Annotated in this window: 9 protein-coding genes; all 9 read right to left on the reverse strand. The window is 70.6% G+C overall.

Annotated elements, in window-relative coordinates; genetic code table 11:
• Position 1: 1 nt before the first annotated feature.
• A complete protein-coding gene (locus tag ACF66B_RS13385; protein WP_162683200.1) occupies positions 2-421 on the reverse strand; it encodes a hypothetical protein in 420 nt (139 codons plus the stop codon).
• Positions 418-1,512, reverse strand: coding sequence for a flagellar type III secretion system protein FlhB (locus tag ACF66B_RS13390; RefSeq protein ID WP_111429198.1), 1,095 nt, complete (start codon positions 1,510-1,512; stop codon positions 418-420). The genes ACF66B_RS13385 and ACF66B_RS13390 overlap by 4 nt, the downstream gene beginning before the upstream one ends.
• Entirely contained in the window at positions 1,509-2,288 is a 780-nt protein-coding gene (locus ACF66B_RS13395; protein ID WP_111429197.1) for a flagellar biosynthetic protein FliR, read from the reverse strand. The genes ACF66B_RS13390 and ACF66B_RS13395 overlap by 4 nt, the downstream gene beginning before the upstream one ends.
• A 1-nt stretch (position 2,289) precedes the next feature.
• A complete protein-coding gene (gene flhA / locus ACF66B_RS13400; protein WP_111429196.1) occupies positions 2,290-4,380 on the reverse strand; it encodes a flagellar biosynthesis protein FlhA in 2,091 nt (696 codons plus the stop codon).
• A 13-nt stretch (positions 4,381-4,393) separates the two neighbouring features.
• Positions 4,394-5,263 carry a transglycosylase SLT domain-containing protein gene (locus ACF66B_RS13405; protein ID WP_111429195.1) on the reverse strand — a complete coding sequence of 290 codons (870 nt, stop codon included), beginning with the start codon at positions 5,261-5,263 and terminating at the stop codon, positions 4,394-4,396.
• A 258-nt stretch (positions 5,264-5,521) separates the two neighbouring features.
• Positions 5,522-6,163, reverse strand: a complete 642-nt coding sequence (locus tag ACF66B_RS13410) for a class I SAM-dependent methyltransferase (protein WP_392662914.1) — start codon at positions 6,161-6,163, stop codon at positions 5,522-5,524.
• 8 nt (positions 6,164-6,171) lie between these two features.
• Positions 6,172-7,398, reverse strand: a complete 1,227-nt coding sequence (locus ACF66B_RS13415) for a DUF3419 family protein (RefSeq protein WP_111429194.1) — start codon at positions 7,396-7,398, stop codon at positions 6,172-6,174.
• 5 nt (positions 7,399-7,403) lie between these two features.
• A complete protein-coding gene (locus ACF66B_RS13420; protein WP_111429193.1) occupies positions 7,404-8,219 on the reverse strand; it encodes a UDP-2,3-diacylglucosamine diphosphatase in 816 nt (271 codons plus the stop codon).
• 97 nt (positions 8,220-8,316) lie between these two features.
• Positions 8,317-11,787 (reverse strand): chromosome segregation protein SMC, encoded by a 3,471-nt coding sequence (smc, locus tag ACF66B_RS13425; RefSeq protein WP_111429192.1) that lies wholly within the window; start codon positions 11,785-11,787, stop codon positions 8,317-8,319.
• Positions 11,788-11,858: the final 71 nt, after the last annotated feature.

Raw genomic sequence — 11,858 nt, forward strand, 5'->3', positions numbered from 1 at the left:
ATCAATCCCTCTGCGGCTTCACCGGCGGCGCCTCGCGTTCCTGGCGGGCGGCGCGGCGTTCGGCCACATCGTGGGCGGCGCGCTCGCGCAGGCGCTCGAGCGCCTCGTGCTTGCCGAGGCTCTGGGCCGCGACCTGGCGGAGCTGCGCAATCCGCTTGGCAAGCTCGGCCCGGCGCTTGCGGGCGATGGCGATGTGCTGATCGGCCCAGGCCATGCGCAGCGCGGTCTGGGCATAGGGCATCGGCCCCGGATTCTCCCCGAAGCTTTCGAGATCGCGCATCGGCAGCCGGGCGAACTCCTCGATCGCCTCGGCAAGCCTGCGGTCCTCCGAGACCGCCGCCTCCAGTTCGGCGAGGTCGCGGGCCTTGCGCGCCTCGGCGAGCGCGGCGAGCTGGCGGAGCTGGTCGGGGGTCATGCTCATGTGTCACCTCTGGCACGGGCGGCCTTGCGGAGGCTGTCGGCGAAACGGATCGCCGCGGCCACGGCGCGGTAATGATCGGGCAGGATCTCCTGGCCGATCTCGACGGTCGCGTGCAGCGCCCGTGCGGTCGGCGGGTCGCTGTGGATCGGGATCTGCGCGGTCTCGGCGATCTCGCGGATCCGGAGCGCGATCTCGTTCTCGCCCTTGGCGACACAGACCGGCGCCGAGCCCTTCTCGCGCGACCATTGCAGCGCCACCGCGTAATGCGTCGGGTTCACGATGATCACGTCGGCCTTCGGCACGTCGAGCAGCATCCGGTTCATCGCGATGGCCTGGGCGCGCTGGCGGCGCTGGGCCTTCATGTGCGGATCGCCCTCGGCCTCCTTCACCTCTTCCTTGAGGTCCTGGTAGGACATCTTGAGCTTGCGGGCGTGGTCGAAGCGCTGCCAGAGCACGTCCACGGCCGCGATCACCGTTGCGATCAGGCAGACCACCGCCAGCAGGATCTTCAGCGAATCCATCATCAGCGTCGCGGTGACATGCGCCTCCGAGCGCGCCGCGCCGATCATCCGGTCGAGATCGCCGCGCAGATAGATCGCGAGCGCGATGGCGATCGCCGAGAGCTTGACGAAGGATTTCGCGAATTCGACGAGCCCGGTCGGCCCGAACTTCTGCTTGGCGTTCGAGAGCGGCGAGATCTTGTTGAGCTTGGGCTGGAGCTTCTCGCCCGAGAAGGTCACCGCCCGCTGCGCGATGAGGCTCACCACCACCGCGGCGATGGGAATGAGGAAGAACGGCCCGAGCGCCCAGAGCGCTTCGGAGAGGATGCTGCCCAGCATCCGCGGCCCCCCCGGCCCGAGGATATGGCCCACGAGCCGGTCGGGCTGCGAGATGAAGATCATCAGCACCGAGGCCGCCTGCTCGATGGCAAAGCTTCCCACCGTCATCACCACCCCGAGGAGCGCGAGATAGACGAGCGCCGCGGTCAGATCCTGCGAGCGCGGGATGTTGCCCTTCTTGCGCGCCTCCTGCAGCCGCTGCGGTGTCGGGTCGAATGTCTTCTCGCCGCCGCCTCCCGAGTCCTCGCTCATCGCGGCATCCCGAGCGGCAGCGCCAGCACCTCGTCAAGCCGGGCGTGCCAGAAGGTAAGCATGAGCGGCCCGGCGAGCAGCAGGAGCAGGATCGAGGCCGCGACGATCGCCGGGGCGCCGATGAAGGCCACCATGAGCGAGGGCATCGCCTTGTTGATCGCCCCGAGCGAGACGTTGTAGGCAAACGCCGTCAGCACGAAGGGGGCCGCGAGCGAGAAGCCGAGCGCGAAGGCCGAGGCCACCCGCGCCGTGCCCCAGGCGGCAACGTCCGCGGCCGGCACCGGCAGCCCCATCGGCAGGATCTCGTAGGAGCGCGCCATCAGCAGCGCGGCCTTCACATGCAGCCCCGAGACCACCGCGAGCGTCACCCCGGCGAGCATCATCAGGTTGCCGATCGCGGGCATCGGGTCGGGCGCGATGCCCGAGCCGAAGACCTGCGCGAGCGAGGTCGATTGCGCCGCGACCGAGCCCGCGAACTGGAGCGCGAAGACCATGAACCGGATCGAGAGCCCGAGCAGCAGCCCGATGCCGGCCTCGATCCCCATCATCAGCGCAAGGGGGCGCGCCGGGTCCGGGCTCCGCGCCGGATCGGCCACCATCGGCCAGACCACGAGCGTGAAGGCGATGGTGAGCCCGAGCCGCACCCGCGCCGGGATCGCGTTGTCGCCGAAGGCCGGCAGCAGGAACATCACCCCGCCCACCCGCATGAAGACGAGCACGAACCCCGCAAACCCGGCCTGCGTCAGGTCGAGTAGCCGGGCGAGCCCCTCCATCATCTCAGGCGAGCCCCAGCACGGCCGGCCGCGCCGAGGTGCCGATCTCCTCGAAGGAAAGCACCGGGTTGCGGATCCCCTTCGCGGTCAGCACCGTGTGCAGGAACCGCCGCCGCTTGGTCGAGGTCACCACCGCCGGATAGCGCCCCTGGCCGCCGGCATGGGCGATCTTCTCGGCGATCGCATTGGCGAGCCGGTTGAACTCGGCGGGCGGCAGCGCCACGTCGACGATCCCCGACCCCTCGGGCAGCTGATACTTCTGGAACATCTCCTCCCAGCTCGGATTGAGCTGGATGAGCGGCAGCGCCCCGTCGGCCTCGCGCAGCTCCGAGATGAGCTGGAACCCGAGCCGGTGGCGCACATGCTCGCAGATCGCCTCTGGGCTCACCTGCGGGCTGTAGACCTCGCCGATCGCCTCGAGGATGAGCGGCAGGTTGCGGATCGAAACCCGCTCCTCGAGCAGGAGCCGCAGCACCGACTGCAGCGCGTCGGTCGGGAACTTGTCGGGAATGAACTCGTCGAGCATCCGCTTGTTCGCCTCCGCCCGCCGCCCGTCGGAGAGCGAGGTGAACTCGTCGAGCAGCTTGCGCAGCGCGCGGCGGTTGAGGAGCCGCCCGAAATTCGACTTCACCGTCTCGAGGAGATGCGTCGCCACCACCTCCGTCGGGCTCACCACCGAGAGCCCCATCAGCGCCGCCTCCTCCTGGAGCGAGGGATCGACCCAGCGGGCCGGCGCGCCATAGACCGGCTCGGCCACCAGACGGCCCTCGGGCGAGGGCGCCTTGTCGTCGGGCAGGAGCACCAGCACCTTGCGCGTCTCGATCTGGCCGCGCGCCGTATCCACCCCCTGGATGCGGATGACATAGCTCGAGCGGGCCAGGGCGGGATTGTCGGTCAGACGGATCTCGGGCATCACGAAGCCGAACTCGGTCGCGATGTGGTTGCGCATGTTGGCGATGCGCGCATCGAGCCCCGTCACCTCGTCCATCACCACCGGCACGAGGTCGGGCGCGAACTCCATGTGGATCTCGTCGATGTCGAGCAGGTCGCCGAGGGATTTCTTCGAGACGGGCTTCGTCGCCTCGGCCTGCTTCTTGGCCTCCGCCTCGTCCTCCGCCTTCCTCTTGCGGCTGGCCGAGAGGTATCCCGCCGCCCCGAGGCAGCCCGCGCCGATCAGGAACGGCACGAACGGCATCCCCGGAATGAAGGCGAAGAGCGCCATCAGCACCGCGACGGTGCCGAGCGCCTTGGGATAGCCGCCGAGCTGGCGCATGAGCGCATTGTCGGTCGAACCGACCACGCCGCCCTTCGAGAGCAGCATGGCGGTCGCGATCGAGATGATGACCGAGGGGATCTGGCTCACCAGCCCGTCGCCCACCGTCAGGATCGAATAGGTCTGGAACGCCTTGCCGATCGGCATGTGATGGACCAGCACGCCCATCGCGAGCCCCATGACGAGGTTCATGAGCGTGATGAGCAGCCCCGCGATCGCATCGCCCTTCACGAATTTCGAGGCGCCGTCGAGCGAGCCGAAGAAGGTCGTCTCCTCCTGCTCGATCCGCCGCCGCTCGCTCGCTTCCTTGTGGTTGATCGCCCCGGCCGCCATGTCGCTGTCGATGGCGAGCTGCTTGCCGGGCATCCCGTCGAGGGCGAAGCGTGCGCCCACCTCGGCCATGCGGCCCGCGCCCTTGGTGATGACGATGAAGTTCACGATCAGCAGCACGCAGAACACCACGAGGCCCAGAAAGACCGAGCCCCCCATCACGAACATCGCGAAGCCCTCGATCACGTCGCCCGCCGCCGCCGTGCCGGTATGGCCCTGGCCGATGATGAGCTTGGTGGAGGAGACGTTGAGCGAGAGCCGGAGCATGAGGCTCGCGAGCAGCACCGTCGGGAAGGCCGAGAAGTCGAGCGGCCGCTGGATGAAGAGCGTGATGGTGAAGATGAGGATCGCCAGCCCGAACGAGGCCGAGAGCCCCAGATCGAGGATCCAGGACGGCATCGGCAGCACCATCATCACGATGACCGCCATCAGCGCCATCGAAAGCAGGATGGTCGGCTGGAAGAGGCTCGCGATCGTCAGGTTCTTGGGCATGGTCCCCCGCGGCTCAATAGAGGCTCCCGCCCGGCGCGGTGAGGAGCGGCGTGCCCTCCGTCAGCAGCGAGCCGCGCCCCTCGTTGAGGAGCGAGCCCGCCGCCGGCAGGAAGAGCATGCCGGCCACGCCGCCCGGCGCTGGTGCGGGCGGCGGCCCGAGCTCCTGCCGCCGTGCCTCGTAGGCCTGCCGCTGCGCCTCCCAGCGCTCGGCGCGGCTCATCCGGCCGCCGGCGCCGTCCGCGCCGAGGGCAAGCGCCCGGAGCGGCGAGCCGAGGGGCGGGGTGCGGGTCGGCACATAGTCGGCGAGCTGCGAGGCACCGCCCTCGATCAGCGAGGGGTCGATGCCCGCGAGGATGCGGTCGAAGCGCTTGCGGTAGATCGTGGCGTATTCCGGGCTCAGCGAGTGATAGGCGCCCGCCGCCGCCGACCAGTCGCCGCGCTCCTCGTAGAGCGTGCGCAGGAACTGCGCGGCATAGGTCGCGGTCCATTCGGGGTTGAACATGTCCTCGAGGCTCGGGAAGGCATGGCCGTGCCAGCGGTAGTTGATCTGGACGCAGCCCACATCGAAGCTCTTGCGCCCGTCTGCGAGGCTCTGCTTGCCGAAGGCGAGCGCTTCTTCCTTGTTCTTGAACCAGAATCCCTTGCCTTCCCGGTTGATCGCCCAGGGCCAGGGCCGGAGCCGCCCGCCGGTCATCCGCCCGGTCTCGGTCAGCGAGATGGCATAGAGCACCTCGGGCGGCACGCCGCCGCGCCGGGCGGCATTGAGGATCGCCCGCTCGCAGAGCGCTGCGGCATATTCCTCGTCATCCTCGCGCAGAGGTGCCGCCTGCGCGATGGTCGCCAGCGCAAGTGCCATTCCGAGCCCCAGGATGATCCGGGCCAACACGGGGAAGCTTCTCCTCCAACCACCGAATGGCCAAGCTCTAGGCAAGCTTGGTTACCAGTCGGTTAGCGGTCCCCGCCGGGCGATAACCCTTTCGCGAGGGACGGGGCATCCCCCCACCCCCCTCCCCCCCGCGCGCCACCGGTCGTGGCGGCGGCCGGTCTCACCGGCGCACGCGGCGCCGATTCATGATTTGTTTACGGAAAAATCCAGTGATTTCAGCGGTGTTTTCACATTTTCACGGTGAAAAGCCCGATTTCACCGCCGCCGGAGCACCCCGTACTGGGCATAGCTTCCGTGCAGCGGTTCCCATCGCACCTCCGCCCCGGACTTCGCGGCGATCTCCCCGAGCGCCGCCTCGAGGTCGCTGCGCGGCGTCACATGGAATTTCCCGAGCCAGGCCGCGAGCCCCGTCCGGAACCAGCCCGGCAGGCGCTCCTGCCGTCCGAAATCCACCACATGCAGCGCGCCGCCGGGGGCGAGCTTGCCCGCCGCCTCCTCCAGCGCCCGCCTCCAGTCCGGGATCATCGAAAGCGCGTAGGAAAACACCACCCGCTCGAACACCGGCTCCCCGAAGAGCGCCCCGGCATCGAAGCCGCAGGCATCGCCTTCACCAAGGCGGGCGCTCTCGCCGAGCTTCTTCCGCGCCGAGCGCAGCATCTCCGAGGAGATGTCGAGCCCGAAGCGGCGTGCGCCGGGATAGCGCCGGCCGATGAGGGCGAGGTTCCGCCCCGTGCCGCAGCCGATCTCCAGCACCCGCCCGCCCTCGGGCGGATCGAGATGCGCGATCAGATGGTCGCGGCCAAAGAGGAAATACTTGCGCGACGCGTCATAGATCCAGCGCTGGCGCCGGTAGACCGCATTCATGAGCTCGCCGTGGGAGTTCGCGAGGCCCGCCATGCCGCCGCTCATGCCGCGAGACGGTAGAGGTGGAAGCCGCCGTAGATCGCCGAGCGGTCGGCCGCGAACCCGGCCGCCGAGGCCTCCGCATCATAGCTCCAGCGCGCGAGGATCTCCGGCGCCACCCGGCCGGGCAGGATGTCCTCGGCGCCACCGGTGCGGAAGATCACCCGCGCGCCGGGGGCGGCGGTCCGGGTGATCTGGCGCCAGAGCGCGTTGAGCTGGCCGTCGTTCATCCAGTCCTGCGCGTCGAGCAGCACATAGATGTGCCGCGAGGCCGCGGGCGCATCCGCCAGCAGATCGGTGAGCGAGCGGTTGAGCACCGAGACCTTCGAGGCATTGGCCCGCACCTTCTCGAAATGCTCCGGCGCGAGATAGGGCGGCACCGGGCGGCAGTCATCCGGCCCGTAGCCGCGATGGAAGGCCTGCCAGGCGAAGTAGTTCTCGGAGAGCGGGAAATCGCACATCAGCCGCCGCAGCCGCTCGCGCAGCACCGGGATTACGTCGCCCGCGCCATCGGCGGCGAGCTTGTCGAACTGGGCCGGCGGAATGCCGAGCCCGAAGAGGGCGGCCGGCTGCCGCCCGAGGAACTTCACCACCGGCCTGGCCAGCAGCGGCTCGATATGGGCATCGAAGAAGGCCTGCTGCTCCTCGAGGCTCTGGGCCGCGAGGAAGGGCGTGAAATCGACCTTGCCGAGCCGCGCCGCCAGATGGGCCGAGCCGATGAAGCGCCCGAGCAGCCCGAAGCGGTAGAAGCCGCGGGCAAACATCCGGATCCGCCGCCGCCCGTAGGGTCGCGCCTCCCAGTAGGCGCGGGTTTCCGCATCGAGCTCGGGCTTCAGGATCTCGTCGTAGAGCGCGGGGTTCGAGGCGAGATCGGCCCGGCCGAAGAAGTCGTGGAAGCGGGCATGATCGGGCAGGTGCCGCGCCGCGGCGAGCTTCAGCCGCAGAAGCGCGACATGGGCGGGCGAGAGATCCACCGCGGTGATCGAGGCCGGATTGGCGGTGAGATAGGACATCACGTTGCAGCCGCCCGAGGCGATGCAGACGATATGGTCGCGCCTGGTGATCCGGAGCGCCTCCATGTCCGCGACCGGATCCTCCCAGATCTGGGCATAGACCAGATCGCGGAACAGCCGCGAGAAGAGCCTCTCCTGGAGTCCGGTGCGGGAGAGGGCCGGGTTCTGGAGCACCGCGGCGCCGAGCTGCTTGCCGATCGTCTGGGTCTGGTCCATGTGGGTCAGGCTGCCTGTTTCCTGCGTCTCGCGCGATCCTTGCGTCGTGCGGGCGCCTCGCGCAGGGCCCGTACCAGTTGCCGCCGCCGGGTCATCGCCGCCCAGTCGACGAGCTGGAGGCTGCCGTCCTCCCGCTCCACGACCGCCGTGCAGCTTTCGACCCAGTCGCCGGTATTCACATAGGAAATCCCGTTCATGTCGCGCATGTTGGCGCTGTGGATATGGCCGCAGATGATGCCGTCATACCCGCCCCGCCGCGCTTCCTCGGTCAAGACGGCCTCGTATTCGCCGATATGGTTGACCGCGCGCTTCACCTGCTGCTTCGCCCAGTTCGAGAGCGACCAGTACTGCCCGCCCCAGAGCCTGCGGGCCCGGTTGAACCAGGTGTTGAGCCAGAGCGCGAAGCCATAGGCCCGGTCGCCGAGATGGGCGAGCCACTTCGCGTTGACGACCACCGCGTCGAACTGGTCGCCATGGGTGACGAGATACCGTGCCCCGGCGGTCGACACGAAATCCGCCTGCCGCACCACCTCGATGCCGCCGAAATGCGTGCCGAGATAGGTCCGCATGATCTCGTCGTGATTGCCGGGAATGTAGTAGACCTGCGCGCCGTCATGGGCGCGGGCGAGAAATTCCTGCACCACGTCGTTATGGGCCTGCGGCCAGTGCCAGCCGCGCCGGAGCCGCCAGCCGTCGAAGATGTCGCCCACGAGATAATAGGTGTCGGCCTGATTGTGGTCGAGGAAATCGAGCAGCAGCGCCGCCTGGCATCCGCGGGTGCCGAGGTGGATGTCCGACAGGAAGATCGTGCGATATCTCACCGGCGTTTCCGAACCCTTCACCCTTTGGCCGCGACCTCTACCGCACCGCGGCGACACTATTGTGACGGAGGACGCGATCGGTGGAGGGCCGCCCCGCTCAGGCAATCGCCGTCTCGACGATCCGCTCGGCGGCGGCGAGATCGACGGAAACCAGCTTGCTCACGCCCTGCTCGGCCATCGTCACCCCGAAAAGCCGGTCCATCCGGCCCATTGTCACCGCATGGTGGGTGATGATGAGAAACCGCGTCTTGGTCCGCTTCGTCATCTCGTCGAGCAGATCGCAGAACCGCGTCACGTTCGCATCGTCGAGCGGCGCGTCCACTTCGTCAAGCACGCAGATCGGCGAGGGGTTGGCGAGGAAGACCGCGAAGATCAGGCTGAGCGCCGTCAGCGTCTGCTCGCCGCCCGAGAGCAGCGAAAGGGTCGAGAGCTTCTTGCCCGGCGGCTGGCACATGATCTCGAGCCCGGCCTCGAGCGGATCGTCGCTCTCGACCAGCACGAGATTGGCCTCGCCGCCGTTGAAGAGATGGCGGAAGAGCATCGCGAAGTTGCGGTTCACCTCGTCGAAGGCCTCGAGCAGCCGCTCGCGCCCCTCGCGGTTGAGATTGGCGATGCCCTGGCGGAGCTTGCGGATCGCCTCCTCGAGATCGGCCTTCTCGGCGGCGAGGGCCGCATGCTCCTCGCGCACCTCGATGCTGTCCTGTTCGGCGCGGAGGTTCACCGCCCCGAGCCCGTCGCGCTGGCGCCGGAGCTGCCCGGCACGATCCTCGAGCGCCGTGGCGCCGGGCACGCTCGCGGCCTCCTCGCCGAAGCGTTCGAGCAGTGCCTGCGGCGCGCAGCCCATCTCGGCCTGCACCCGCTCGGTCGCGGCGGCGGCATTGATCTCGGCGGCCTCGGAAAGCGCCTCGATGCGGGCGCGGTTCTCGCGCGCCTCGCCGGCCGCCTTTTCGGCGGCGCGGGCCGCGGTGGCGAGGCTGCGCTGGGCGGTTTCGGCGGCGGCGAGCGCATCGGCGGCGCGGCGGCGCCGGGCCTCGGCCTCCTCGAGCGTCTCGGCAATCTCCGCGATCTGCTCCGCAAGCTCGGCGGGGCGGCTGCGCGCCTCGGTGAGCGCGGCCTCGGTTTCCGCCGCCCGGCGGTCGAGATCGGCGAGCCGGCCGGCGGCACTCGCCAGACGGCTGGACCAGCCCTGGGTCTCGCGGATGATCTCGTCGAGCCGGCGGGCGCGGGCGCGCCCGGCGCGGTCGAGCTCGTCGGCCCCGGCCCGGCGGGTCATCATGAAGATGCGCGCGGCCTCGACCCGGGTGCGCTCGGCCTCGACCGCGGCGCGCGCGGCCTCCGGATCGCCGAGCCCCGCAACCTCGGCCTCGGCCGTGGCGCGGGCGGTGGATGCGGCGGCAAGATCCTCGCCCCGGCGGGTAACGGCGGAGCTGAGCGTGGCGACCCGGCCCTGAAGCGTCTCGGCGGCGGCCTCGGCGCGGGTGAGCGCGCGGCCGGCATCCGATGCGGCCTGGTCCGCGTCCTTGCGGCGGCCACGTGCATGGCGTTCGGCCTCCGTCGCGGCGGCGAGCGCGGCGGCCGCCTCGGCGGCCGCATCGCGTGCGGCCTCGGCCGCCTCCTCGGCCTCCGCGAGCTGGTCGGAGAGCGCGGCGAGGCGGTTCCTCTGCTGGAGGCGCAGCGCGGCGGCGGTGGGCGCGCCGCCGGCCTCCACCGAAAGCCCGTCCCAGCGCCAGAGATCGCCCTCGCGGCTCACGAGGCGCTGGCCGGGGCCGAGTGCGGCCTGCAACCGCGGACCGTCGGCGCGCGCAACAACGCCGATCGCGGCGAGCCGGCGGGCAAGCGCCTCCGGGGCCTCGACCTCCGCGGCGAGCGGGGCCGCGCCCGCTGGCAGCGCCGGGGAGGAGCCTCCGGGCGGCAGGGTGCGCCAGCCGCTCCCCGCGGCGCCCTCGGCCAGCAGCGGCAACGAGAGGTCGTCGGCCAGGGCGGCGCCAAGCGCGGCCTCGAAGCCCGGCGTCACGCGCACCGCGTCGAGGATCTGGTTTCCGCCGCCCCCGGCGCGGGCCAGCAGCTTCTCCAGCCCGGCGACCTCGGCTGCCAGTGCGCGCTGGGCGCCCTCGGTCTCGGAAAGCCGGGCGCGCAGCGCGGTCTCGCCGCTGCGGGCCGCGGCGGAGGCGGCTTCGGCCTCGCCCAGAGCCTCCTCGGCCTCGGTGGCGGCATCGGCCGTCGCCTCGGCGGCATCCGTCGCGGCCTCGCGCGCCTCGAGCGCGGCCTCGAGCTCGGCCCCGGCGGCGCCGAGCGCCTCCTCGGCCTGGGCGCGGGCGCGCTCGGCCTCGGTCTCGCGGCGCCGGGCCTCGTCGAGGGCGCGGTTGGCGGACTGGTGATCGGCAATGAGCCGGGCGGAGGCCTCGGCGCGGGCCTCGAACACCGCCTCGGCCTCGCGCAGCGTCTCGGCGGCGGCTTCGGCGGCCTCGCGCGCGAGGGCGAGCTCGTCCTCATGCCCGTCGCCCTCGGCCGCGAGCTCCTCCTGTTCGGCGCGGAGCCCCTCGATCATCCCGGCGGCATCGGAATTGAGCGCGGCCTCGCGCTCGCGGTCGGCGGCAAGCTGGCCCTTGCGGGCCTCGAGCTCGCCGATCAGGCGGCGGGCCTCCTCGGCGCGGGCATCGAGCCGGTCGCGCTCGATGGTGAGCCGCTGGAGCACCGCCCCCGCGATCGCATCCTCCTCGCGGAGGCCCGGCATCGCCTCCTCGGCCTCGGATTGCTGCCGGAGCGCCTGCGCCGCCTCGGTCTGGGCGATGCCGGCGGTCCGCGCGGCGGCGGTAAGCCCGCGGGCCGCGGTTTCGCGGTCGGTCTCGGCATCGTGCCAGAGCCGCCAGAGCAGCAGCGCCTCGGCCCGGCGCAGCGCCTCGGCAATCTCGCGGTAGCGCGCGGCCTGCTTTGCCTGGCGGGCCAGGGCCGCGATCTGGGTCTCCAGCGCCTCGAGCACATCCGCGACCCGGCCGAGATTGGTCTCGGTCGCGCGCAGCTTCAGCTCGGCCTCGTGGCGACGCTGATAAAGGCCGGAAATGCCGGCGGCCTCTTCGAGCACCCGGCGTCGCGCGGTCGGCTTGGCGTTGATGAGCTCGGAGATCTGGCCCTGGCGCACGAGCGCGGGCGAATGCGCGCCGGTGGAGGCATCGGCGAAGAGCATCTGCACGTCGCGGGCGCGCGCCTCCTTGCCGTTGGCGCGGTAGGCCGAGCCCGCATCGCGGGTGATGCGGCGGATCACCTCGAGCGTGTCGGTGTCGTTGAAGCCCGCGGGCGCCAGCCGCTCCCGGTTGTCGATGGTGAGTGTCACCTCGGCGTGATTGCGCGCGGGCCGGTCGCCGGAGCCCGCGAAGATCACGTCCTCCATGCCGGAGCCGCGCATCGCCTTGGCACGGGTCTCGCCCATCACCCAGCGCAGCGCCTCGAGCAGGTTCGACTTGCCGCAGCCGTTCGGCCCCACCACGCCAGTCAGGCCGGGGGCGATCACGAGCTCGGTCGGATCGACGAAGCTCTTGAAGCCGAGAAGACGCAGGCGGGTGAATTGCACCGAGGAAATCCGATCTGACCTCTTCGGGCGAGAATCGGGCCTTCCCGGGGGCTTGTCAATGACGAACCCCC

The sequence above is a fragment of the Amaricoccus sp. B4 genome (assembly GCF_043226085.1).
Taxonomy (GTDB): domain Bacteria; phylum Pseudomonadota; class Alphaproteobacteria; order Rhodobacterales; family Rhodobacteraceae; genus Amaricoccus.

Excerpts from the sequence above, each read along its gene's own strand:
- ACF66B_RS13385 (WP_162683200.1), bottom strand. The coding sequence starts at position 421 with ATGAGCATGACCCCCGACCAGCTCCGCCAGCTCGCCGCGCTCGCCGAG.
- ACF66B_RS13390 (WP_111429198.1), bottom strand. The coding sequence starts at position 1,512 with ATGAGCGAGGACTCGGGAGGCGGCGGCGAGAAGACATTCGACCCGACA.
- ACF66B_RS13395 (WP_111429197.1), bottom strand. The coding sequence starts at position 2,288 with ATGATGGAGGGGCTCGCCCGGCTACTCGACCTGACGCAGGCCGGGTTT.
- flhA (WP_111429196.1), bottom strand. The coding sequence starts at position 4,380 with ATGCCCAAGAACCTGACGATCGCGAGCCTCTTCCAGCCGACCATCCTG.
- ACF66B_RS13410 (WP_392662914.1), bottom strand. The coding sequence starts at position 6,163 with ATGGCGGGCCTCGCGAACTCCCACGGCGAGCTCATGAATGCGGTCTAC.
- ACF66B_RS13415 (WP_111429194.1), bottom strand. The coding sequence starts at position 7,398 with ATGGACCAGACCCAGACGATCGGCAAGCAGCTCGGCGCCGCGGTGCTC.